Consider the following 22778-nt stretch of genomic DNA (forward strand, 5'->3'; position numbering starts at 1 on the left):
CGCGTCGCTGTCCGAGAACTACACGAAGGCCCTCTTCTCGGTGGTTGCGCGGGTACGGAATTATGGCACCACCGACATGGCCGCGCCTTCGGTCGAGGTCACCCTGATCGAGGGGGACACGGTCGTTGCCCGCACCATCGCGGTCGGCAAGACCGGGGTTGCCCTTATCACTCCCGGCGCCGAGGCGATCATTCCTGTCACGGGTATCATCACTGCCCCGCAACTCTGGGCCGCGGAAACACCCCATCTCTATCGTGTCCTTCTGACGCTCCGCGACGGTCAAGGCAATGCCATCGAATACGAGCAATGCCGGTTCGGCTTCCGGGAAGTAGTTGTGCGCGGCGGGCAGCTCCTCGTGAACGGCAAACCCATCCTCATCAAGGGGGTGAACCGTCATGAACACGATCCGGACCTCGGCCATGTGATGACGGACGCCTCGATGATCCAGGACATCCGGTTGATGAAGCAGCACAACATCAACACCGTGCGGACCTGCCACTATCCGGACGTTCCCCGCTGGTATGAACTCTGCGACCGGTACGGGCTCTACGTCATCGATGAGGCGAATATTGAATCGCACGGGGTCGGCTATGCGCCGGACCAGACGCTCGCCAACAAGCCTGAATGGCTGGCGGCGCACATGGATCGTGTCCAGCGCATGGTGGAGCGCGACAAGAATCACCCATCCGTGATCCTGTGGTCGCTCGGCAATGAAGCCGGCGACGGCACGAACTTCCAGGCCATGAGCGAATGGGTGCACCGGCGCGACGCATCGCGGCCCGTCCACTATGAGCGCGCCGGCCGGGCAGCACACACGGATATCGTGTGCCCGATGTATTCACACATCAGCACCCTGCTGGACTACGCCAGTGAACACCGTGACCGCCCGTTCATCATGTGCGAGTATGCACACGCCATGGGGAATTCCGTCGGCAATCTGCAGGACTACTGGGATGTGATCGAAGCCCACGATCAGTTGCAGGGAGGCAGCATCTGGGACTGGGTGGATCAGAGTTTCCGGCGCACGACAGCGGATGGGCGGGTGTACTTTGCCTATGGTGGCAACTATGGCGAACCGGATACCGACACGAACTTCTGCTGCAACGGGCTCGTGCTTTCCGATCGCACCATCACGCCCAAGACCCTTGAAGTGAAGAAGGTCTATCAGAGCATCAAGTTCAAACTCGTGAACGCAAAGAATGGGGCACTGAAGGTCCGGATCCGCGATGCGTATTTCTTCACCTCCCTGCAGCCGTTCCTGTTTCGCTGGGAGCTTATGCAGGACGGGCAGAAGATCCAGAACGGAATACTTGCCGGCCTTCACCACCGGCCCTGGCGACAGTATCGAGGTTGTTGTTCCCGTTCCCAAGGTGAAGCCCGACCCGGCGGCCGAGTATCACCTGACGGTCACGGCCGAACTGAAGGAGCGCACCCTGTGGGCCGACGCGGGCCATGTGGTCGCAGCGGAACAGTTCCCTCTCGCGTGGCATGTGCGCCGCCTGCCCCCGCTTACCACGCCCCTCCCGCCTGTCTCGCAGGAGGAGCGTGGCACGACGGTACGTCTGTTCGGCCCGGAATGGCAGATCACCTTCGACCGGTCCACCGGGCTCATGACCTCATGGACGGATCACGGTGAGCAGCGGATAGTTGAGGGGCTCACGCCGCGGTTCTGGCGCGCACCGACGGACAATGATTTCGGGAACAAGATGAATGCACGGTGTGACATCTGGCGCACAGCAAGCCAGCATCGCACGGTAGCATCGTTCGCGGTGGATCGCATCTCGGCGTCGGCGATCCGGGTCACGACCGTGCACGTAGTGGCAGACACCGTTGCACGGACCACGACGTCCATGACCGTGCATGGCAACGGTGACGTCCTGGTGGACTTCCGGGTTGTCCCGCTGAGTGCGAATCTCCCTGAGATGCCACGGGTTGGCATGAGCATGCAGGTTCCGGCCTCTACGGAGAACATCGAGTGGTACGGACGCGGGCCACAGGAGACCTATGCCGACCGGAAGACCTCAGCCTTTGTTGGTATGTACAAGGGCAAGGTCGCCGATCAACTCTTCCCGTATGTCAGTCCGCAGGAAAGCGGTTATCACACGGATACACGATGGGTGGCCCTGACCGATGCGAGCGGGAGTGGACTTCTCGCGACGGCGGTGGACCACGTGTGTTTCTCCGCCCTTCCCTACACGGCGGAAGATCTCACACAGAGATCGCGCGGAACCATGTACCCCACCGAGCTGGTCGCCCGCCCCTTCGTCACGTGGTATCTCGATCTCGGGCAGATGGGTGTTGGCGGCGACGATTCCTGGGGGGCACGGACACATCCCGAATACACCTACCCCGCAAAGGAGTATGGGTATCGTTTCTGGTTGCAGGCACTGACCCCCTCGATGAAAGCGGAGGCCCGGGGGCGCCAGTTCGGATTCCCACCCGCGGCACGGTAAAGAGGACACCATGAAGCGTACACCATTGTATCTGATCTCCGGTTTCTGTGTCCTGGCGGCCTTTTCCGGTGCCGGAGCGCAGGAGACGTCCGGCCACCCGCTCTTCGACAAGCGCACTGATGCGATGCTGGACTCGATCTCCGCCCGCATGGAGCGGGCGAGGAAGGAGGCCGACAAAGAAAAGCTGTATATGATGGTGGATTTCGCAGCGGTCCGTGCGCCGAAAGCGACAACGGAGTTCACCCGGATCTGGCATCTCCCACCGGAGATGCAGGGGCTGTCCGGGATGTGCTGGTGTTTCTCCACGACATCCATGATGGAATCGGAGATCCACCGTCAGACCGGGCGGAGCATCAAATTGTCGGAACTACACACGGTGTACTGGGAGCATGTGGAGAAGGCGCGGGAGTTCGTCCGCACGCGCGGCACGTCGCATCTCGCCGAAGGCTCGGAGGCGAATGCGGTCTTCCGTATCTGGAAAAAGTATGGCGTCGTGCCCGGCGAAGCCTACACGGGACTGAAACCCGGACAGGCCTATCACGACCATGAGAACACCTTCTTCCCGGAGATCAAGAAGTACCTTGGATCCGTGAAAGAATCTGCTGCATGGAACGAGGAACTCGTGATCGCCACCGTGCGCAGCATCCTGGATCACGCCATTGGTGCGCCACCGGCAACCGTGACGGTGGACGGACAACACCTCACGCCCCCGGAGTACCTCGCGCGGGTCGTGAAGCTTTCGCCGGACGACTACATCGACTTCCTGTCGTTCATGCAGTATCCGTATTACACGAAGATCGAATTCGAGGTCCCGGACAACTGGTGGCACAGCAAGGAATACCACAATGTGCCGCTCGCGGACTTCATGACGATCATCAAGCGTTCGCTCCGGAAGGGATACTCGGTAGGGATCGGCGGCGACTTCTCGGAGCCGGGATACTCGCGCGGCGCGGCGGGCCTTGCGGTGGTGGCCCCATTCGATATACCGCCGGACGCGATCACCGAAGAGGCCCGCATGTTCCGGTTCAACAACGGGACCACGTCCGACGACCACGGGCTGCACATCGTGGGATATGTGGAGAAAGACGGGAAGGACTGGTTCCTCGTGAAGGATTCCTGGAGCAGTGCCTATAACAGCACACATCCCGGCTACTACTTCTTCCATGAGGACTATGTGAAACTGAAGATGCTCGGGTGTTCTGTCCACCGGGATGCGGTCCAGGACATCCTGGCGAAATTCCCGGCGGTCCAGCGCCCCTAGCAACGGTCCGGCCGACCCCCGCCCGTGCGACTTGACACGGGCGGGGTTTTTTCGTATCATTGTTATGAGCATATGCTCATAATACCATGCCCCGACCAGTCAAACAACGCTACGTCGCGTGCCGACCGCGCGCACTCACATTCAAGCCCGCAGGGATCCCTCTCCGCGAACTCGACGTCGTCCTTCTCACTTCCGATGAACTCGAGGCGCTCCGGCTTGCCGATCTTCTCGGCGATTCGCAGGAAGCAGGAGCGGCAAAAATGAACGTCTCCCGTCCGACCTTCGGCAGGATACTCGAGCGTGCGCGGAAGAAGGTCGCGGAGGCACTTGTCCTTGGCAGAGCCATCGAGATCGGCGGCGGAGAGGTGGTCCGCACCCATCACACGCGGGTTCACTGTGGACGGTGCCGGCAACCATGGGATGTACCGGCGGCGGTGGGCAGCTCGTTCCGCTGTCCGCATTGCCGGAAATGATGCGCTGTCATGCATACAGAGAACAGAAGGAGAATTCCAATGGCAACAACAAAGATCGCGTTCGTTACTGACGACGGTTCCAGCATCTCCGCCCACTTCGGGCGCGCGATGTACTATGAGATCTGCACCATCGACGGGTCCACGGTCGTCAGCCGTGAACGTGTCCCGAAGGCGGGGCATCATTCCCAGGGGCAGCACGCTCACGGCGAGGAGCACCACCACGGCCACGGGCATGACCATGGAAGCATGATCTCCCCCATCGGTGATTGTGCTGTCCTCGTGGCCCGCGGGATGGGTATGGGTGCCCACAATGCCCTCCGGGCAATGGGCATCACGCCCATTCTCGCTGATGAGCAGACCATCGACGCTGCTCTCGAAAAGTACCTGGCAGGATCCCTCGCCACCAACGACCGGCGGTTGCATGACCACGGGCCGGGGCACGCCCACTGATCCCGGTACGAGGGGCGGTGCATGCACCGCCCCTACAGACCACCCGGGTGTCGGAACCACCGTTCCCGGGTGTTGTCGTTTCCGGCACCCGGTGGGATCACGGAATCGTTTTTTTCTCCGGCCCGGTTGACAAAGCCCCCTGAAAATACTATGTTGAATATATGAAACAGACGGCAACATACACGGTATTCCACGGAACGACGCCGAACACGTTCCCGACTACGACGTGCCCGACCGGAGACACTTGAGGTTGGCCTGTTGCCGTTGTTCAACGGAGACCGACTTCAGGATACTGGAGTCGGTTTTTTCATTCTGAGGGGGTACATTCAGTCACAGGAGAGGGGTCATGGATTCAGCGACAGCGTTTGCGCCTGCGTCGGTCTCGAATGTTGCATCCGGCTTCGACATCATGGGCTTTGCCCTGGATGGGCCCGGTGACACCGTCACCGTCCGCCTCACCCGAACGCCCGGGGTCACCATTACGAAGATCACCGGCACGACCGCTGACCTCCCCTTCGAGCCCGAACTGAACACTGCCGGAGCACCGGTCATTGCGTTGTTCCGGCACACCGGGACTTCCTTCGGCGCGGAGATCGAGATCCACAAGGGTTTGCCCCTGGGCAGTGGGATCGGCTCGAGCGCCGCAAGTGCCGTTGCGGCGGCATTCGCCGCCAATGCGGCATTGGGAGCCGGACTGACGGGAGAGGAGCTTCTCCCCTTTGCGATCGAAGGAGAGAAGATCGCCAGCGGGGCGGTCCATGTGGACAATCTTTCGCCGTCGCTCCTGGGTGGATTTGTGCTGGTCCGCGGTTACGGCCCGATCGACCTCGTGAAGATCCCCCCCCCGGAAGATCTCTGGTGCACGATCGTGCGGCCACATATCGAGATCCGCACGAAAGAGTCGCGACAGGCATTGCCGAAGCAGGTACCTCTCAAGGACGTGGTCACCCAGACCGGGAACGCCGCCGGGCTCATTGCCGGACTGCTCACGTCGAACTATGGCCTGATCGGACGGTCGCTGCACGACGTCATCGCGGAACCGGCACGCGGGCCCATGATCCCGGGCTTCCAGGCAATGAAAGAGGCAGCGATGCGTGCAGGAGCGCTGGGATGCAGCATCTCCGGTTCGGGCCCTTCGGTGTTCGCCCTTTCGCGCGGGAGGAAGACCGCGGACGAGACATGTCTCGCCATGAGCGAAGCACTGGATGCCATTGGCTGCGCTCACTCCCGTTCCGTCTCGCTCATCAGCCCCGTTGGCGCCCGCCTCTGTTCCGGGGCACAGGCATGAGACTCGTCAGCACACGCGGACAGGCCGCGGCTGCAACGTTCTGCGAAGCAGTCGCACGCGGTATCGCCGGGGACGGCGGACTATATGTTCCTGCGGCCATCACGCCCATGCGGCGGGGATTCTTCGATGCTGCGGGCGGACGTCCGCTCACCTCACTCGCCTTCGAGGTCGCGCGGCACCTGCTCGAACAGGAGATCCCGGACAGGGACCTTGAGACCATCATTGCCCGGTCACTGACCTTCCCGGCACCTCTGCGTATGCTCGCAGATGATCTCGGGGTCCTTGAATTGTTCCACGGCCCGACGCTCGCATTCAAGGATTTCGGAGCGCAGTTCATGGCACATACCCTTGCCTGGGTCAACCGGGGTTCCTCAGCGAAGAGGCACATCCTGGTCGCTACGTCAGGCGATACCGGCAGCGCGGTGGCGCACGCCTTCCACCATGTCGAAGGCATGCACGTCATTCTGCTCTACCCGTCGGGGCGGATCAGTACGGTGCAGGAGCTGCAACTCACGACGCTCCGCGGGAATGTCACGGCCCTCGAGATCGGAGGCACCTTCGACGATTGCCAGCGATTGGTGAAGGAGGCATTCGCGGATGCAGAACTGCGGTCGCGCATGCATCTCACATCGGCGAACTCCATCAACATCGCCCGCCTTCTTCCACAGACATTCTATTATATTGATGCCTGGGCCCAACGGCCTGACCGGGCGCGGCCTGTGGAATTCTCCGGGCCCAGCGGGAACCTCGGCAATCTCACAGCCGGCATCCTTGCCATGAAAGCCGGGCTCCCCGTGCACCGATTCATCGCTTCCGTGAATGCGAACACGGCGCTTCCCCGCTACCTTGCTACCGGCGACCCTGCACCGGCAGCCGCGATCGCTACACTCTCCAATGCGATGGACGTCGGAGACCCGAGCAACCTTGCGCGCCTCCGGTCGCTCTTCGGGGATGACCGGGTCGGACTCCGCTCCGTCGTGAGCTCCGCCTCATTCTCTGACGAGCAGACCCGCGAGGCGATCCGCACGGTCCATCGGCGCTACCAGTATGTCCTCGATCCGCATGGAGCGGTAGGCTACTGCGGCCTGGAACAAGTCCGGGCCGACGCACCATCGGGAAGCCTTGGCATCGTCCTCGAAACCGCCCATCCCGCAAAGTTCCTGGATGCGCTGGATGAACCGATACGGCGGCTGGTGGAGACCCCTCCCCGGCTGCTGGCCGCCCTGGAAGGCGAGAAGCAGTCGGTCCGGCTTTCCCCGGCATTCCCCGGGTTCAAAGAATATCTTCTCCATACCACTTTCTCGTGAAAGGCAGCATATGAACATCTCCGGCATGCGCATCGCAATCCTCGGTACCGGGAACATCGGAGCCGCCATTGCCCGCGGCGTGGTCTCGGCAGGGCTTCTCACCCACGACCGGATCATCCTGACGCGGCGGCATGAAGCGGCATTGCAGTCGTTCGCGAAAGAGGGATTCGGCACGGAAACCGACAATGCACGCGCGGTGGCAGGATCCGATCTGATCTTCATCGCGGTCACACCCCAGCACCTCAACGGATTGCTCGCGAGCATCCGGCCGGCGATCGACCCTGCACGGCACACGATCGTGTCCATTGTCTCCGGCGCGACGATCGCACAGATCCGCTCGCAACTTGGGGTGGAGGTCCCCATCATACGCGCGATGCCGAACACGGCCATTGCGATCAGAGAATCGATGACCTGTCTCGCTGCTGACAAGGGAGCGGATCGGGTACTGCCGGCGGTGCGGACGCTGTTCGAGGGGTTGGGAAAGGCGGTGGTGATCGAAGAGGACCTGATGGTGCCGGCGACGGCCCTGTGCGCCTGCGGCATTGCCTTCTTCCTGCGTGCGGTACGCGCGGCTTCGCAGGGCGGGATCGAGATCGGGTTCCATGCCGACGAAGCCCTGCTCATGGCGGCGCAGACGGCGCGCGGTGCCGCCAGCCTGCTCGTGGCAGGCGGTCATCCGGAGGCCGAGGTGGACAAGGTCACGACTCCGCAGGGATGCACCATTTCCGGATTGAACCAGATGGAACACAACGGGTTCAGTTCCGCGCTGATCAAGGGCATCGTATCATCCGCCGAGAAGGCCGCGGTCCTGTACGCACCGAAGCCCATCTGAGCGCGTGGTCAGTGGATCTCCCGATGCAGATAGCTCGAATAGTCATAGTCGGCCACCTTGTAGTCCTGCCCGAGCAACGGCGATGATATGATGAAGTCCGCGGACGAGCGGTTGCACGCCATGGGGATATTATAGAGGACGGCGATACGGAGCAGCGCCTTCACATCCACATCGTGGGGGTGCGGTTCCATCGGGTCCCAGAAGAAGATCACGACATCGATCTGCCCCTCGGCGATCAACGCACCGAGCTGTTGATCGCCCCCCAGCGGGCCGGAGCGGAGTTTCTTGATCTCGAACCCTTCGGGCAGGTCGTTCGCGGCGACCTTGCCGCGCAGGGCCTTTTCCACGAGTGTCCCCGTCGTCCCGGTACACGTCAGCCTGTGCCCGGCAAGGACGTCGCTGTTCCACTCCACCCACTCCACGAGGTCCTTCTTCCTGTTGTCATGTGCAACGAGTGCAACGTTCTTCCGTATCTTCATGCGATGCCCCTGTCTGGTGTTCTGATGCAGTGTAGCAAATTCACGGGACGCATGCCACCCTCCTGGCCCAAAACCATTTGATTCTGGCAAGATTGCAGGGTATATTCCCGATGGACCATCCCATCGCACATATCCGAGGTATCCCATGAAACGTCTCCCCCTCTTCATCGCGCTTCTCGTAGCAACCTCTCCCATGGCGGCACAGGACCAGACCGGCACCTTCTTCGAGCGTGTCCTGGATCTGCGCATGAACTACGGTGTGATCGGAAACATCACCTACTCCACCGCAAGCGGGTACGACTGCAAGCTGGATGTGTACCAGAGGCGCAACGCCCCTGCACCCGTCCCGGTGATCGTGAACATCCATGGCGGCGGATGGGTCGCTGGGACGAAGGAAGCGAACCAGATGGAGATCCTGCCGTATATCGCCCTCGGGTTCTCCGTGGTGAACGTTGAATACCGTATGGCGCGCATCGCCCTCGCCCCCGCGGCGGTCGAGGACTGCCGTCTCGCTCTGCGCTGGGTCTACAAGAACGCAAAGACCTACAACTTCGATACCTCGCGGATCGTCATCACCGGCGGGTCGGCGGGCGGACACCTGGCGTTGATGACCGGCATGCTGAACCCGGAAGCCGGGTTCGATGCATCGAAAGAATGGGATCAGGAGACTCCGCCGCTACCGGTGGCAGCGATCATCAACTGGTTCGGGATCACCGATGTGAAGGACCTCCTCTCGGGCGAGAACCGCCAGGGGTACGCCGTGTCCTGGATCGGTGCTCAGGAGAACGGAACGAAGATCGCCGAACGGGTCTCTCCTCTCTCGTATGTCCGTAAGGGCCTGCCGCCGATCTTCACGATCCATGGCACCAGGGACCAGCTGGTTCCGTACGCACATGCTACGCGACTGCACGCGGCACTGGACAAGGCCGGTGTGACGAACAAGCTGTTCACGATCCCCGACGGTCGGCACGGCGGCTTCACGCGGGAGCAGATGAGTCAGATCTTCACGGCGATCCGTGAATTCCTCACACAGAATCGAATCCTCTGATGGCACCGAAGCGATCCGGGGGCGAGCGCAACATGCTCGAGGTCCAGGGCAAGGTCAAGCGTCAGATCGAGATCCTTGGCCTGGCGGTGGATAACACGGACCGTTTGCGTGACGTCGATCTCGCTGCGAAATTCGACCGGGATGTTCCAACGATCAAACGGGACATGCAGGACCTGCGGTCGATCGGGATCGCTGTCCATTCGCGGCGCACGGCAGGGATCTGCCTCGACCAGCCGATCCCTTCGAAACTCCTGAAGGAAGTGATCCTGCAGTATCTTGGCATTTGCGCCTCGACCCACGCTGTGGACAAGGCCACATCGCTCCTGGTGAAGAAGTACAAGGAGAAGGCGCTCAGCAGGATCGTCACCCTGCAGCGCTGCATCGAATCGAGATCCATCGCACGGATCACCTACGAGAAGGATGCCGACGAGATCGAGCGGGACCGGGAGATCTGCCCGGTCCTGCTCTTCAACAGTGAAGGGTCGTGGCGTGTGCTTGCCATGAACGAAGGGAAGACGAAGCAATTCCATATCATCAAGATGCTGGACGTGGCGGCAACGGACCGGAAATTCAAGCCGCCGACCCAGGAGCAGATCGATGCGTTGTTTCAGCACTCGTTCCGGAGTTGGATCGGGACCGAGAACCATATCGTTCGCCTCGCATTGAACGCCACGTGGGCGGAGCGGGTGAAGCCCCAGCAGATGATGGAATCGCAGGTGATCACGGAAGGGAAAGACGGTTCCATCGTGCTGGAAACCACCGTGAACTCCCTGGATGAGGTAGCCAGCTGGGTGGTGAGCCGGGGGGCTGGCGTGACGGTCCTGGAGCCCCCTGCCCTGAAAGAGAAGGTGCTCGCCCTGGCCCGGGGAGCGCTCGCCAATTATGGCAGGTGATCACCATTTTCCCCTTGCAATTTGTGCGTAATCTGCTTTCATTGAAAATATGCAGAACAACGAGTACACCGGCTTCGGGTTTTATTATTTTTATCTCACGAGACCCTCGTGCCGGGACTGATGCGCTCATAACGCCAACGCAAAACAGCCGATCCCGACACGCCAGTCGGGATTTTTCATTATATGGATACTGACCAACTTACTGTTGCCATCCAGGGTGTCGCCGGATCGTTCCACGACGAAGCGGCCGCGCAATACTTTGAGGCACCCGTCACGCCCATCCCGTGCGAGACCTTCCGTGACCTGTTCCAGGTCATGAAAAAACGGAAGGCTCACTATGCCGTGATGGCCATCGAGAACACCGTGGCCGGGACGATACTCCCGAACTACGCCATGATGCGGACATCCACCCTGGCGATCGTCGGGGAGACGTATCTGGCGATCCGCCAGAACCTGATGGCGCTTCCCGGACAGAAGGTCGAGGACATCCGGGAGGTGCATTCGCATCCCATGGCCATCCAGCAGTGCCATGCCTACTTCGAGAAGCATCCGGATATCCGCCTCGTCGAGACGTCGGATACCGCGGCGAGTGCCGCGTGGATCGCGGAGCACAAGAAGAAGGGGTTCGGGGCGATCGCCGCGAAGCGCGCGGCCACCATGTACGGCCTCCATATCCTGGCACCGGGTATCGAGACCGACAAGCGCAACTTCACCCGCTTTCTCGTCCTGACGGACCGTTCGAATCTGGGCGATCACACCGTGGCACCGGATAAGGCGTCCGTGGCATTCCATGTGACCCACCGCCGGGGGAGCCTGGCCACCGTGCTGACGATCCTGGCCGGACATGGCTGCAACCTCACGAAGATCCAGTCCTTGCCCGTCCTCGGCAAGGAATGGGAATACTTCATGCACATCGATCTGGAGTTCGAGAAGAAGAACCAGCTCGACGAAGCGCTCGATACCATCACACCGCATGTGCACGAACTGCACGTGCTCGGCATGTATCCACGCGGAAAGAAGAACGTATGATCGTCCCGGCCGCAGACAGGCTCCGTACCGTCGAAGAATACTACTTCTCATCGAAGCTCCAGCAGATCCGCCAGATGGTTGCGGGCGGAACCCCGGTGATCAACCTGGGCATCGGTGACCCCGACCTGCCGCCGTCCGCGGCAACGATCGAACGGCTGGCGGCATCGGCACGCGACCCGAAGAAGCACGGCTATCAGTCGTACAAGGGGCTTCCCGATCTCCGGAAGGCCATCGCCGGGTACATCGGGTCGTCCAGCGGCGTCACGCTCGATCCGGACACGGAGATCATTCCCCTCCCCGGCTCCAAACAGGGCATGATCTACGTCGCCCTCGCGTTTCTGAATCCCGGCGATCGTGCTCTGGTGAGTGAACTCTCCTACCCCACCTATACATCCGTGTCACGCCTCGCAGGCGGGACTATCGCGGTGTATCCACTCGATGCCGATGATCACTGGGCACCGCGGTGGACCGCGATGGAGAAAATGGACACGACGGGCGTGAAGCTCCTCTGGGCGAATTACCCGCACATGCCGACCGGGGCGACGGCTTCGCGGGCGACGCTCCAGCGGCTGGTGGATTTCGCGCGCGATCGTCACATCCTGATCGTCCATGATAATCCCTATGCCATGCTCGGCACCACGTTGCATCCCCTCAGTATCCTTTCCTGCGAGGGGGCAAAGGACGTTGCGATCGAATTCGGATCGATGAGTAAATCGCACAACATGGCCGGCTGGCGTATCGGATGGATCACCGGGCGCAAGGACTATATCGACACTATCCTGCGCGTGGGCAGCAATGTGGAATCCGGCATGTTCCTGCCGGCACAGGAAGCGGCGATCGAGGCGCTCCACGCCGCACCGGCATGGTATGAAGCACTCCAGAAAGAGTATGCGGAGCGCAGGGCGCTCGGGACCGCCATCCTCACGCAACTCGGCTGCACGGTGGCAGGAGATCAGGCGGGGATGTTCGTGTGGGCACGCACACCCGACGGCGCCCCGGAAGCGAAAGCGTTCAGCGATGCGATCCTCCAGTCGGTCCATGTCTTCATCGCCCCCGGAAGCATCTTCGGAACAGCAGGCGAGCGGTATCTTCGCCTCTCGCTCTGCAGCCCGCCGGCTGTACTGCAGAACGCACTCAGCGCCGTGCGCTCCTTCACCATGCCGCCCGCCGGGAGCGCATCATGACGACGACCATCATTGGCGTTGGCCTTATTGGCGGGTCCATCGCTCTTGAAGTGCGCCATGCAGGGATGGCGGACCGGATCCTCGGGGTCGACAACAACCCGGAGCATGCCGCACAAGCGGTTGCGCTGGGCCTGGTGGATGAATGTCTCCCTCTCGACGAAGCCGTCACACGATCGGAGATGGTCATCGTGGCGACGCCTGTCGGTACTGCCGTCGGGCTCCTTCCGCACATCCTGGACATTGTCCCGGATTCCTCTGCCGTGACCGACGTCGGTTCGACCAAGGTGATGATCTGTGACGCCATCCGGGAACATCCCCGGCGGTCGCGCTTCGTGGCCTCCCATCCGCTCGCCGGTACCGAGAACAGCGGCCCGTCCGCAGCGTTCCGCGGCCTCTTCCGGGACAAACTCGGTATCCTGTGTGAACTCGGCATGAGCGCCCCGGATGCCACCGAGCGTATCCGTGCCCTGTACGGAGCACTCGGCATGCGCCTCTTGTTCATGGAGGCCGACGAGCACGACCGCCACGCGGCGTATGTGTCGCACATCTCGCACATCACATCCTTCGTCCTGGCGACGACCGTTCTGGAGATCGAAAAAAGCACCGCAACGATCTTCGATCTCGCCAGCACCGGTTTCGAATCCACGGTCCGCCTCGCGAAGAGCTCTCCGGCGATGTGGACGCCGATCTTCATCCAGAACTCCCGCTTCGTGTGCGAAGCACTCGATGCGTACATCAAGAATATCACCGCATTCCGTGACATGGTCGCCGCGGGCGAACGCGAGGACCTGACACGGACCATGGAGGGCGCGAACGAGATCCGCCGCGTCCTTGCGGGCATCAGTGGCAAACAACAACCGGCGAAGTGACGCCCGGTTTCACCATCTGGAAGGAGTCCACACATGGATACAGTGTTATCGTTCGAAAAGCAGCGCGTGATCGGGATGGATGTTCCCCGTCCCATCATCATCTCGGGCCCCTGCAGCGCCGAGAGCGAGACCCAGGTCATGGCCACGGCGAAGGAGCTGAAGAAGCTCGGCACCGTCCATGCGCTCCGCGCCGGTGTCTGGAAGCCGCGTACACGCCCTAATGCCTTTGAAGGCATCGGCAGCGTCGCGCTTTCCTGGATCAAGGCCGCGGGCAAGGAGACAGGGCTTCCGACGGCCGTCGAGGTCGCGAACGCAAAGCATACCGAGGATGCCATGAAGGCCGGGATCGACATCCTGTGGATCGGAGCGCGCTCCAGCGCCAACCCCTTCGCCGTGCAGGAGATCGCCGATGCCCTCCGCGGCACCGACACCCCCATCCTCGTGAAGAACCCGATCAACCCTGATCTCGAACTCTGGATCGGCGCCCTGGAACGCATCAACAAAGCCGGGATCACGAAACTGGGCGCCATCCATCGGGGGTTCTCGACCTTCGAACGGACGAACTACCGGAACAAGCCGAACTGGGAGATCCCGATCGAACTGAAGCGGCGCATCCCCGGACTGCCGATCATCTGCGATCCGAGCCATATCTGCGGCCGCACGGAGACCCTGCTTGCCGTGTCGCAGACCGCCATGGACCTGAACTTCGACGGCCTGATGGTCGAGGCGCATATCAATCCGAAGGAAGCACTGAGCGATGCCAAACAGCAGCTCACGCCGGCACAGATGGGGGAACTGATCGCCCATCTGGTCTTCAGGCATGAGAAGATCGACGACGTGCTGACGAGGACGAAGCTGGAGGAATTGCGCGAGCAGATCGACAAGATCGACCACGAGGTACTCACCATCATGGCCGAGCGCATGAACATCGCGGAACAGATCGGTCAGTACAAGAAACAGAACAACATCACCATCCTGCAGTCGAACCGTTGGGATGAGATCGTGCGGACGCGTCTTGAGGAAGGAAAGGCGAAGCATCTGACGGACGATTTCGTGAAGAAGCTCTTCGAGATCATCCACCAGGAATCGATCGAACACCAGTCGCACGTGATGAACGAGGAACAACCCTCACAGAACTGAGGGCCGGCATTGCGACAGGGACGGGAGGCTGTCCGCGTCAGGACCCGATGACGCGGACGGTCTCGCGCGCCACCACGATCTCTTCATCCGTGACGAGCACCAGCCCGGCGACGGCCGAATCCGGCGTCGTGACCACCGTCGCGTGCGCGGCGTTCTTCGCCTCATCCACCTTCACCCCCAGGAACGCGAGGGAGGCCATCACCTCGCTGCGGAGTGCGGCATCCTTCTGGCCGATCCCGCCGGTGAAGACCAGGGCATCCAGCCCGCCCAGCAGGACGAGGAACTCTCCCACATACCGTTTGATGTCGTAGATGAAGCGTTGACGCGCAAGCAGTGCACGCGCATCGCCTCGGGCGATCGCGGCGTTGATCTCACGCATATCCGCCGAGATCCCCGAGAGACCTGCCAGGCCGCCCTTCTTCGAACACTCTTCCAGCGCCTTCTCCAGCGTGATCCCCTTCTTCTTCATGATATACGGGAGCGCGAAGGGGTCCATATCGCCGACCCGGGTCCCTTGCAGGAGGCCCGACTGCGGCGAGAAACCCATGGAGGTATCGAGGGAAGCTCCGTTCCGGATGGCGCAGAGGGACGACGATCCCCCGAGATGGCAGGAGATGATCCGGTGATTCGCCGGATCGAGCGAGAGCTGGCGGACCGTTTCCGTCGCAATGAACTTGTGTGATGCTCCGTGGTAGCCATATTTCCGGACACCATGGTCGGCGTACCAGTCGTACGGCGCGCCATAGACCCGTGCATACTCCGGGATGGTCGTATGGAACCCCGGTTCGAACACGCCGACGAGCGGCGTACGCGGCAGGAGTTCGCGGAACATACGGATGGCTATCAGGTACGGAGGGTTGTGTGCTGGCGCGAGGTCGCGGTAGGCTTCCATCGCCTCGAGCACATCGTCTGCAAGCAGGACCGAACCGTTCTTCTCGCCTGCCTGGACCGCCTTGAACCCCACGCCATCGATCTGTTCCAGGGAGGCAAGCAGGCCGTGGGCGGGGTTCTGGAGGAAGGCCAGCGCATGCTGGACGGCTTCGCGGTGAGACGGTACCGGCATGACCTCGTTGAAGACCTGCCGGTCGCCGACCCAATACGTGACGATCGCGTCGTTCGTGCCGACGCGTTCCGTATAGCCCCGGGCGCGTTGCGCCTCGCCGGGCATGTCCAGCAGCTGGAACTTGAAGCTGCTGGACCCGATGTTGCAGACGATGATCTGCATCTTACTGCTGAAGCTTCTTCATGACCGCGTCGGTGATACTGCGCACCAGCGCCTCGGTATCCATGTCGCCCGCCGACTGTTCAGGAGCCGGCACCGCGCAGGTCGTAGGATCCAATTCGCACGTAGCACAGCCGACCGTGGTCCTGATGCCGAACTTCGGCCGCAGATCGGTCAGTTTCTGCACCTGCTCACGGTTCAGCACGTTCATGTGTCCGAGCTGCTGCGCCACGAATGCGATATGGGCGAAATGCTCCAGCGTCTCCATCTTGTGGTAGGCGTTGAAGATATCCTTCCCGATCGTGAGCGCGCCATGATTGGCGAGCAGGAACGCATCGTATTTGTCCAGGACCTTCAGCACGGGACGGAAGAATTCTTCCGTCCCGGGGGTCCCGTATTCGACGACAGGGATGCCGCCGAGAGCGATGATCACTTCCGGCAGGATGCATTTGTCGAGGGGGATGCCGGCCACCGCGAACCCGGTGGCGTACGCCGGGTGTGCATGGCACACGCTGTTGATATCCGGACGGTTCTTATACACGGCAAGGTGCATGAAGACCTCGGAGGACGGTTTCTTCGTCCCCTGCACCACTTTCCCGTCGAGGTCCACGACGCACATATCCTCGGGGCTCATGAAGCCCTTGCTGACGCCGGTCGGCGTGATCACCACACGCTTGTCATCCAACCGCGCGCTGATATTGCCGTCGTTCGAGGCCACGTAGCCGCGCGCATAGACGCGGCGGCCCACTTCCACGAGGTCCCGTTTGATGGAGATCAGGTTGTTCACCCGGGTGTTCCTTCTTATTTGTCAGACCGCGTGGGGAGGATGGATTCGATGTCGTCGTGCGGGCGCGGGATCACATGGGAGCTCACGAGCTCGCCCACGCGCTGGGCTGCCGCTGCACCCGCATCCGTTGCCGCCTTGCATGCCGCGACATCACCGCGCACGAACACGGTCACCAGACCGCCGCCGACGAGGACCTTTCCCACCATCTGCACACGTGCCGCCTTCACCATCGCATCTGCTGCTTCGATGGCGCCGACCATACCGCGGGTCTCGATCATACCAAGTGCTTCCATTGCCATTGTCCTGCTCCTTTAGATAGTGCGTTGTGAACGTTTCAGTATGAGTGATCGTTGTTTCTGCTTAGACAAAGTTGAGTGTACCGCCGAACGCCAGCCGGCGGGTCCGTGCAAAGTGCCGCGGCGTGCACACGCCTTCGCCCGTCGGACTGGACACCGTATGCGAGAAGGTGCCCTCTCCCGCCATGCCGCCCAGGCCCACAAGGCTCGAGCCATTGACGACCGTGATGGAGGTATTCATGATCTGCCCGAACCGTGTGATGGTGTCGAGGTTGTTCGAGTGGATCATGGCCGTATGGCCATACCGGTGTTCCGCTTTCTTCGCCATCGCGATGCCCTCTTCCACATCTTTCACGCGGACGACGGGCATGTAGGGCATCATCTGCTCCTCCTGCACGAAGAGGCAGTCGAAGTCCGCTTCTCCGAAGAGAAGGCGGACATCCTCACCGACCGACAGGCCTGCCGCACGGGCCAGGACCGACGCATTCTTGCCGACGAAATCGCGGCTGGTGGTCACCTCGCCCCTGTCATTCTTCGGGAACGCCTTTGCTGCGAGGGCCTTCACCTGGTCGCGGGTCAGGCGCACGGCACCGGCCCGGGCCATCGCATCCATGAAGCGGTTGTACACCGCATCGACCACGAAGGCTTCCTTCTCGGCGATGCAGAGGATATTATTGTCGAACGACGCACCATCGATGATGTGCCGGGCTGCGCGGTCAAGATCCGCGGTCTCATCCACCAGCACGGGCGGGTTCCCCGGCCCGGCCGCGATCACCTTCTTGCCCGCGGAGAACGCCGCTTTCACGAGTCCCGGCCCGCCCGTTGCGCCGATGAGCCGCACGGACTTGTCACGGAACAACGTATTGGCACTTTCGATCGTCGGCTCGGCAGCCATCGTCGCCAGATTCGCCGGCCCGCCATTGTCGCGGATGGCTTTGTTGAACAATCCGAGTGCATAGGCCGAAACCTTCTTCGCCGCAGGATGCACATTGAAGACGACCGCGTTACCGGGGGCGATGATGATCGCCAGGCTATTGAAGAGCACGGGGACGGGGTGGGTGGACGGTGTCACCGCGCCCACGACCCCATAGGGAGCATAATCCTCGACCACAAGCCCCTTGTTGCCGGTCCACGTCCGGGGTTCGAGATCCTCGAGGCCCGGCGTCGCGTTCGCGGCATTATGGATCTTCACGATCTTGTCGGCCACGCGGCCGAGGCCCGTCTCTTCCCACTCGCGGCGGGCGAAGTCCTCGGCATGCGCATGCATCACGGCACGCAGGGCATCGATGACCTTCGTCTTGACGGCACGCGGCGTTGCGGCCCAGACGGGCTGCGCAACTCGTGCCGCCGCCAGGGCATCTTCGATGCGGTCAAAGATCCCCGACTCCGGGGAGGCCACCGGTGTGGGGCCTGACACTTTCCCTTCGGCCTTCAACCGTGCAACGACGGTTTCAACAATAGCGCTGATTTCTTTCTGATCTATCACGTACGATTCCCGTGTTCATGGATATTCATTTTAAGCAATTCAGATATCAGATTTCGTTATCTGATTCTTAATTGAGTATTTCCCCCACAGCACCCATCCCCAATCCCGCCGCGTTCGCCTCATCCGTATCGATATGCATCTCCCGCTTCGCGTTCTTGCCCACGCGGATGAGCACTTCGTTGAACGTGACCGACATGGGACCCGCGGTCTTCACACTCACCATCTGTCCGTTCTTCAGGCCAAGCGACGCGGCATCATCTTCACCGATATGGACGTGCCGCAACGCGCGGATGCACCCTTCCGGCAGATGCAGCACTCCCTTCGGCCCGATGATCACCACCGGATGCGTGCCGGCGATGTCGCCCGAGTTGCGCGGCGGAAGGTTCATTCCCAGGTAGCGGCCGTCGGTGTACGAAAGTTCGACCTGCGTGATCTTGCGTACCGGGCCGAGGATGCGTACCTGTTCGAACACACGGCGGTTGCTCCCGACCACTGTCACGGTCTCATTCGCCGCGAATTCGCCCGTCTGCATCAGGTCCTTGAATTTCGTCAGTTGCGCCCCCGGGCCAAAGAGCACCTCAAGATGGTCCTGCCGGATGTGGCAATGGCGGGCGGAGATATTCACAGGGACGCTCCGGCCTGTCGCCCGGATGCCACGGCCTTCGAGTGCGTCGCGCACCGCCTGTTCAATGTATGCGCGGAGATCCTGAGGGGTCATACCTTTTTCTGCCGGGATTCAAGATGATCGACGATGCCTACGACGACGCTCCGGAGCGGCTGCCGGGCAGAGAATCCGAGGATCTCGATGGCTGCGCGACCTTCAGAGGCGACAAGAACGGTATTGCCTTCACCGGCGCCGACGGTATCCACTGCGACCATCGTTCCGGACTTCAATGTGCCGTCGGGCGCAACGGGCCTGACGATCAGGAGTTTCTGGTGATCGTACGACGGGTGTTTGATCGTTGACACGATGGAGCCGACCACCTTGCAGAGGATCATGCGTCCGCTCCAGACCCGACGTCCAGCCGGTCCACAAGACCGACGATGCTTGCATCGCTGGGGATCTGACGGTCAGGAAAGGCGAAGGTGGCCTCGGCGCCGCCGACCCAGAAGACGGTGTCGCCTTCGCGGGAACCGATCGTGTCAACGACCACAAGCTCTCCGCCCACATTCTTCCCTCTTCGTCGATCGGCTGCATGGTGTAGAGCGTCAGGCCGTTCAACTTCTTGTCCTTGATCGTGGCCCACACCTTGCCTGTCACTCTGCCAAGCTTCATGTCAGCCGTTCTTCCTGAAGACCGACTTCCCTTTGTACTCGATGGAATCCACGATGGCGACGATGCTGGTATCCGTGGGGACATTCGCAAAATCATCCACCTGTCGTGCGGAGCTGCCGCGGACCACGATAACGACCTCGCCTTCCCCTGCCCCGATGGCATCCACGGCAACCACATGATTGCTCCCGGCCGAGGTGTCCGGCCCGATCAGGTTCACAAGGAGGAGTTTGTACCCCTTGAGCCTGCCGGTCTTTGCCGTCGAGACCACCGTACCTTCAACGCGTCCGAGTTCCATGGATGTTCCACCTATGAAAGACAATGTTAGTAATGAAATCTACGAAACGGGCGGCTGAGATTCCACCACGGCGCCCCACTTCTTCCCGCCGCCCGTTTCACCCTTGCTTCGCACCTGATGGGGGCGCCGGGGGCACGTGCACGCGGAACGCCTCAGGCATCGGAACGACCCTGCGGCGGCCGTAGTCGAAGAACGCGATACCGGTCTTGACCCGCGCAACTTCTTTCTGGCTCTCCCGGTTGCTCATCCGGTACAGGATGTCGCAGCCAGTCGCCTGGGGATCGGACAGTGCCACCTCGACGACGAGGACGTCACCATAGAACGCCTCCGACCGGTAGACCACGACCGCATCGAGCATGATCAACCCTGCGCCTGCAACGTCCTGCTCTGTATGGCCCATGGACCCGAGAAAGCGGAGCCGGGCTTCGTGCGCGATGGCGAGCACGGCATCATTGCCGAGATGCCCGCCGTAGTTGATGTCCCCGATCCGGACCGGTATCTCCGTCGAGAATGGGAAGCGCTCCGGCATGTCCAGTGTGATCCGCCCCATGGAAGTCCTAGACCCCCAATTCCCTGAGGATGTGCGTGGCCCCGCCAACGTTCTCCGTCACCCAGAGCACGTAGCGAATATCGACGGCGATCGACCGGCTATACTCTGCACTCCAGGCATAGTCGTTGATGGTGGCTTCGAAGGTGCGATCGAAATTGACCCCGACGACTTCGCCCGCGGCATTCATGACCGGGCTTCCGGAATTCCCTCCGGTCGTATCAAGATCGTAGAGCATCGCGACGGGGAGCTGCTTTGACTCCGGGAGAACGAACCGGCCGAATCTCTTCTCAAGGTACAGCCTGATCACGACGTCCGGGGTATTATACGGTTCGATCCCCGTCTTTTCGATCACGCCGCGCAGCGTTGTGAACGGACGGTACACCGTGGCATCAGCAGGCGCATATCCCCGCACATGTCCCAGCGTGAGCCGCATTGTGCTGTTCGCATCAGGAATGAACGAGGTCTTCTGGAACGCCATCTTGACCTCGACAAGGTCGGCGTGCAGGCGCGTGAGCTGGCCGTCGGTCTCCTGCCGGTCGGCCCTGCGCTGCTGGTACACGGGCGCAAGGGCAAGAGCAAGGCGGATGAACGGGTCGGGCGACATCGCCATTGCTTCCACAGGACCATCCATGAGGGCGAATACCGCTTCCGGGGTCCGGAGTGTGGCAGCACGGTACATCCCATCAAGCCACAGATCCATCCCTCCTGCCTGATCGATGGCCATGAACAGGGAATCCAGAACCTTTCCGGCCTTGCCCGCGGGAAGTTTCCGCATCCGTTCCAGGAGGTTCGCGAACAGCGCGCGGTCCACGGGTTCATGGAAGTTCTTCAGTGCGAGACGGACATTATCCTTCGTCCGCCCGAGATTCTTCTCCATGAATGCTGATTCCCTCTGGAGGTCCGCCTTCTTCACCTCCCGGCTCCCTTCCGTAGCGGTCGTTGCCAGCGAGAGGTATGCCGAACTTGACCTGAGGTTGTCGAAGAGCGCATCCTCCCGCGCCGTGGCGGTCAGCCCGGCATAGACCTCGCCCAGGCCCTGCAGCATCGTGCCGAATTTTGCCTTCATCGCCGGATCGGCATCGATGAAGGCCTGCATCCTGCGCTCTTCCTCCTGCTTCTTCGTGACGAGTGCAAGCCGGTGGAGTCCCTGAAATTTGCCGCGGGCGTTCTTCGACGTATTCGCGAGCCCCTTCACCCGTGCATCGTACTTCAATGCGATGCTCCGGTCGGATGACCCCATGCGGGTCATGGTTGCGATCTGCCATTCCAACAGGTCCACGACAGCCGGCAGCCGGCCATCACGTTCGTACGCAAGGAAGTGCGATGTGCGATGGCGGAATGTTCGGCCCGGATACCCGAGAATGAACACCGGATCCTCCTCGGCGACGCCGTTCGGCTGGATCCGGAGGAATTTCTTCGGATGGTAGGGCACGTTCTGTGGTGCGTAGTCCGCCGGTGAGCCATCGGGCGCAACATACGCGCGCAGGAAAGAGAAATCGCCCGTGTGGCGCGGCCACATCCAGTTATCCTCTTCTCCGCCGAATTCCCCGATCCCCCGGGGCGGAACGTACACGAGGCGGACATCACGCAGGAAGGTATACACGAACAGCACGTAGGTACGGCCGGCGAACATCTCCGCAACCTCGGCACGTTTGCCGGGCAGGGCCTTCTCTGCATCGGCCACGATCTCCCGGGTGCGTGCCGTGATCGCGCGCGTCCGCTCACCGGGCGTCATCCGATCGGTCAGCGCGCCAAGCACGTCCGCGGAGACATCGCGATACGAATCGATGATCCGGACCGTATTGCCACGCGCCCGGATCTCCGATGCCCGGTCGTTCGCCAGAAAGCCGTGAGTCACATAGTCGTGTTGCGGGGTGCTTGCCGCCTGTACCGCCCCGAAGGCGCAATGGTGGTTGGTGAGGATGAGCCCATCCGCCGACACGAACGAGCCCGTGCACCCCCCGATGTTCACGATCGCGTCGATCAGGCTTGTGCCGCCGGGGTTATAGATGTCCCGCACATCGAGATGCAGCCCCTTCGCACGGAGATCAAGTCCATGCAGGTCCGTGATGGGATACATCCCCTCATCGGCAAAGGACGTGGGGTGCAGGCACAGAGCTACAGCCAGTACTGCCAGGGTGACACAGGAGCGACGCATGG

The 22778-nt window shown here is 61.6% G+C and carries 24 protein-coding genes and 1 pseudogene; 14 read left to right on the forward strand and 11 right to left on the reverse strand.

Annotation, left to right across the window (positions count from 1 at the left end):
- The first annotated feature begins 205 nt into the window (after positions 1-205).
- The 8 genes and pseudogenes from IPI01_08570 to IPI01_08605 all read left to right on the forward strand — a co-directional run bounded on the left by IPI01_08570 (position 206) and on the right by IPI01_08605 (position 8064).
- Positions 206-1180 (forward strand): annotated as a pseudogene (locus IPI01_08570) (beta-galactosidase).
- A 130-nt stretch (positions 1181-1310) separates the two neighbouring features.
- Entirely contained in the window at positions 1311-2453 is a 1143-nt protein-coding gene (locus IPI01_08575; GenBank protein MBK7257838.1) for a DUF4981 domain-containing protein, read from the forward strand.
- A 10-nt stretch (positions 2454-2463) separates the two neighbouring features.
- On the forward strand, positions 2464-3714 hold the full coding sequence (locus IPI01_08580; GenBank protein ID MBK7257839.1) for a peptidase C1: 1251 nt from the start codon (positions 2464-2466) through the stop codon (positions 3712-3714).
- A gap of 86 nt (positions 3715-3800) precedes the next feature.
- On the forward strand, positions 3801-4187 hold the full coding sequence (locus IPI01_08585; protein MBK7257840.1) for a DUF134 domain-containing protein: 387 nt from the start codon (positions 3801-3803) through the stop codon (positions 4185-4187).
- 39 nt (positions 4188-4226) lie between these two features.
- On the forward strand, positions 4227-4637 hold the full coding sequence (locus tag IPI01_08590; protein MBK7257841.1) for a dinitrogenase iron-molybdenum cofactor biosynthesis protein: 411 nt from the start codon (positions 4227-4229) through the stop codon (positions 4635-4637).
- A 346-nt stretch (positions 4638-4983) separates the two neighbouring features.
- Positions 4984-5925, forward strand: coding sequence for a homoserine kinase (locus IPI01_08595; protein MBK7257842.1), 942 nt, complete (start codon positions 4984-4986; stop codon positions 5923-5925).
- Positions 5922-7232: a threonine synthase gene (gene thrC / locus IPI01_08600; GenBank protein ID MBK7257843.1), complete on the forward strand. Its 1311-nt coding sequence runs from the start codon at positions 5922-5924 to the stop codon at positions 7230-7232. The genes IPI01_08595 and thrC overlap by 4 nt, the downstream gene beginning before the upstream one ends.
- Before the next feature lie 10 nt (positions 7233-7242).
- Positions 7243-8064, forward strand: a complete 822-nt coding sequence (locus IPI01_08605; GenBank protein MBK7257844.1) for a pyrroline-5-carboxylate reductase — start codon at positions 7243-7245, stop codon at positions 8062-8064.
- Positions 8065-8072: 8 nt separating this feature from the next.
- On the opposite strand, the gene IPI01_08610 is transcribed toward IPI01_08605, so the two are convergent.
- Positions 8073-8543, reverse strand: coding sequence for a methylglyoxal synthase (locus IPI01_08610; protein MBK7257845.1), 471 nt, complete (start codon positions 8541-8543; stop codon positions 8073-8075).
- Positions 8544-8688: 145 nt separating this feature from the next.
- Between IPI01_08610 and IPI01_08615 the strand changes: the two genes are divergently transcribed.
- The 6 genes from IPI01_08615 to IPI01_08640 all read left to right on the forward strand — a co-directional run bounded on the left by IPI01_08615 (position 8689) and on the right by IPI01_08640 (position 14706).
- The gene (locus tag IPI01_08615) at positions 8689-9591 is read left to right on the forward strand and encodes an alpha/beta hydrolase (protein ID MBK7257846.1); all 903 of its coding nucleotides are present in this window, start codon (positions 8689-8691) and stop codon (positions 9589-9591) included.
- Positions 9591-10484 carry a WYL domain-containing protein gene (locus IPI01_08620; protein MBK7257847.1) on the forward strand — a complete coding sequence of 298 codons (894 nt, stop codon included), beginning with the start codon at positions 9591-9593 and terminating at the stop codon, positions 10482-10484. The genes IPI01_08615 and IPI01_08620 overlap by 1 nt, the downstream gene beginning before the upstream one ends.
- A 183-nt stretch (positions 10485-10667) precedes the next feature.
- Positions 10668-11513: a prephenate dehydratase gene (locus IPI01_08625; protein MBK7257848.1), complete on the forward strand. Its 846-nt coding sequence runs from the start codon at positions 10668-10670 to the stop codon at positions 11511-11513.
- Positions 11510-12697 (forward strand): aminotransferase class I/II-fold pyridoxal phosphate-dependent enzyme, encoded by a 1188-nt coding sequence (locus tag IPI01_08630; GenBank protein ID MBK7257849.1) that lies wholly within the window; start codon positions 11510-11512, stop codon positions 12695-12697. The genes IPI01_08625 and IPI01_08630 overlap by 4 nt, the downstream gene beginning before the upstream one ends.
- Positions 12694-13566 (forward strand): prephenate dehydrogenase, encoded by an 873-nt coding sequence (locus IPI01_08635; protein MBK7257850.1) that lies wholly within the window; start codon positions 12694-12696, stop codon positions 13564-13566. Before IPI01_08630 ends, IPI01_08635 begins: the two co-directional genes overlap by 4 nt.
- Positions 13567-13599: 33 nt before the next feature.
- Positions 13600-14706 (forward strand): bifunctional 3-deoxy-7-phosphoheptulonate synthase/chorismate mutase type II, encoded by a 1107-nt coding sequence (locus tag IPI01_08640; GenBank protein ID MBK7257851.1) that lies wholly within the window; start codon positions 13600-13602, stop codon positions 14704-14706.
- A gap of 37 nt (positions 14707-14743) precedes the next feature.
- Here the strand turns inward: IPI01_08640 and IPI01_08645 are convergent, their stop codons facing one another.
- From IPI01_08645 to IPI01_08690, 10 genes are all read right to left on the reverse strand, one after another.
- On the reverse strand, positions 14744-15931 hold the full coding sequence (locus IPI01_08645; GenBank protein ID MBK7257852.1) for an acetate/propionate family kinase: 1188 nt from the start codon (positions 15929-15931) through the stop codon (positions 14744-14746).
- Between the two features lies 1 nt (position 15932).
- The gene (locus tag IPI01_08650; GenBank protein MBK7257853.1) at positions 15933-16715 is read right to left on the reverse strand and encodes a class II aldolase/adducin family protein; all 783 of its coding nucleotides are present in this window, start codon (positions 16713-16715) and stop codon (positions 15933-15935) included.
- Between the two features lie 14 nt (positions 16716-16729).
- Complete coding sequence (gene eutM / locus IPI01_08655) at positions 16730-17014, reverse strand: ethanolamine utilization microcompartment protein EutM (GenBank protein ID MBK7257854.1); 285 nt, start codon at positions 17012-17014, stop codon at positions 16730-16732.
- Between the two features lie 61 nt (positions 17015-17075).
- Entirely contained in the window at positions 17076-18497 is a 1422-nt protein-coding gene (locus IPI01_08660; GenBank protein MBK7257855.1) for an aldehyde dehydrogenase, read from the reverse strand.
- A 67-nt stretch (positions 18498-18564) separates the two neighbouring features.
- Positions 18565-19215, reverse strand: coding sequence for a phosphate propanoyltransferase (pduL, locus tag IPI01_08665; GenBank protein MBK7257856.1), 651 nt, complete (start codon positions 19213-19215; stop codon positions 18565-18567).
- The gene (locus IPI01_08670; GenBank protein MBK7257857.1) at positions 19212-19496 is read right to left on the reverse strand and encodes a EutN/CcmL family microcompartment protein; all 285 of its coding nucleotides are present in this window, start codon (positions 19494-19496) and stop codon (positions 19212-19214) included. The genes pduL and IPI01_08670 overlap by 4 nt, the downstream gene beginning before the upstream one ends.
- Positions 19493-19651 carry a hypothetical protein gene (locus tag IPI01_08675; protein ID MBK7257858.1) on the reverse strand — a complete coding sequence of 53 codons (159 nt, stop codon included), beginning with the start codon at positions 19649-19651 and terminating at the stop codon, positions 19493-19495. Before IPI01_08675 ends, IPI01_08670 begins: the two co-directional genes overlap by 4 nt.
- 123 nt (positions 19652-19774) lie before the next feature.
- Positions 19775-20068: a EutN/CcmL family microcompartment protein gene (locus tag IPI01_08680; GenBank protein ID MBK7257859.1), complete on the reverse strand. Its 294-nt coding sequence runs from the start codon at positions 20066-20068 to the stop codon at positions 19775-19777.
- A gap of 97 nt (positions 20069-20165) precedes the next feature.
- Positions 20166-20618 (reverse strand): thioesterase family protein, encoded by a 453-nt coding sequence (locus IPI01_08685; protein MBK7257860.1) that lies wholly within the window; start codon positions 20616-20618, stop codon positions 20166-20168.
- Positions 20619-20625: 7 nt separating this feature from the next.
- On the reverse strand, positions 20626-22776 hold the full coding sequence (locus tag IPI01_08690; GenBank protein MBK7257861.1) for a S46 family peptidase: 2151 nt from the start codon (positions 22774-22776) through the stop codon (positions 20626-20628).
- Between the last annotated feature and the right edge of the window lie 2 nt (positions 22777-22778).

This window comes from Ignavibacteriota bacterium (genome assembly GCA_016707525.1).
In the GTDB taxonomy this organism is placed as follows: Bacteria; Bacteroidota; Ignavibacteria; order UBA10030; family UBA6906; genus JAGDMK01.

Coding starts and splice junctions, on each gene's coding strand:
- IPI01_08685 (MBK7257860.1), bottom strand. CDS start 20,618: ATGGGGCGGATCACACTGGACATGCCGGAGCGCTTCCCATTCTCGACG.
- IPI01_08690 (MBK7257861.1), bottom strand. CDS start 22,776: ATGCGTCGCTCCTGTGTCACCCTGGCAGTACTGGCTGTAGCTCTGTGC.
- IPI01_08625 (MBK7257848.1), top strand. CDS start 10,668: ATGGATACTGACCAACTTACTGTTGCCATCCAGGGTGTCGCCGGATCG.
- IPI01_08590 (MBK7257841.1), top strand. CDS start 4,227: ATGGCAACAACAAAGATCGCGTTCGTTACTGACGACGGTTCCAGCATC.
- IPI01_08645 (MBK7257852.1), bottom strand. CDS start 15,931: ATGCAGATCATCGTCTGCAACATCGGGTCCAGCAGCTTCAAGTTCCAG.
- IPI01_08605 (MBK7257844.1), top strand. CDS start 7,243: ATGAACATCTCCGGCATGCGCATCGCAATCCTCGGTACCGGGAACATC.
- IPI01_08585 (MBK7257840.1), top strand. CDS start 3,801: ATGCCCCGACCAGTCAAACAACGCTACGTCGCGTGCCGACCGCGCGCA.
- IPI01_08595 (MBK7257842.1), top strand. CDS start 4,984: ATGGATTCAGCGACAGCGTTTGCGCCTGCGTCGGTCTCGAATGTTGCA.
- IPI01_08640 (MBK7257851.1), top strand. CDS start 13,600: ATGGATACAGTGTTATCGTTCGAAAAGCAGCGCGTGATCGGGATGGAT.
- IPI01_08615 (MBK7257846.1), top strand. CDS start 8,689: ATGAAACGTCTCCCCCTCTTCATCGCGCTTCTCGTAGCAACCTCTCCC.
- IPI01_08630 (MBK7257849.1), top strand. CDS start 11,510: ATGATCGTCCCGGCCGCAGACAGGCTCCGTACCGTCGAAGAATACTAC.
- thrC (MBK7257843.1), top strand. CDS start 5,922: ATGAGACTCGTCAGCACACGCGGACAGGCCGCGGCTGCAACGTTCTGC.
- IPI01_08610 (MBK7257845.1), bottom strand. CDS start 8,543: ATGAAGATACGGAAGAACGTTGCACTCGTTGCACATGACAACAGGAAG.
- eutM (MBK7257854.1), bottom strand. CDS start 17,014: ATGGCAATGGAAGCACTTGGTATGATCGAGACCCGCGGTATGGTCGGC.
- IPI01_08680 (MBK7257859.1), bottom strand. CDS start 20,068: ATGGAACTCGGACGCGTTGAAGGTACGGTGGTCTCGACGGCAAAGACC.
- IPI01_08620 (MBK7257847.1), top strand. CDS start 9,591: ATGGCACCGAAGCGATCCGGGGGCGAGCGCAACATGCTCGAGGTCCAG.
- pduL (MBK7257856.1), bottom strand. CDS start 19,215: ATGACCCCTCAGGATCTCCGCGCATACATTGAACAGGCGGTGCGCGAC.
- IPI01_08670 (MBK7257857.1), bottom strand. CDS start 19,496: ATGATCCTCTGCAAGGTGGTCGGCTCCATCGTGTCAACGATCAAACAC.
- IPI01_08635 (MBK7257850.1), top strand. CDS start 12,694: ATGACGACGACCATCATTGGCGTTGGCCTTATTGGCGGGTCCATCGCT.
- IPI01_08580 (MBK7257839.1), top strand. CDS start 2,464: ATGAAGCGTACACCATTGTATCTGATCTCCGGTTTCTGTGTCCTGGCG.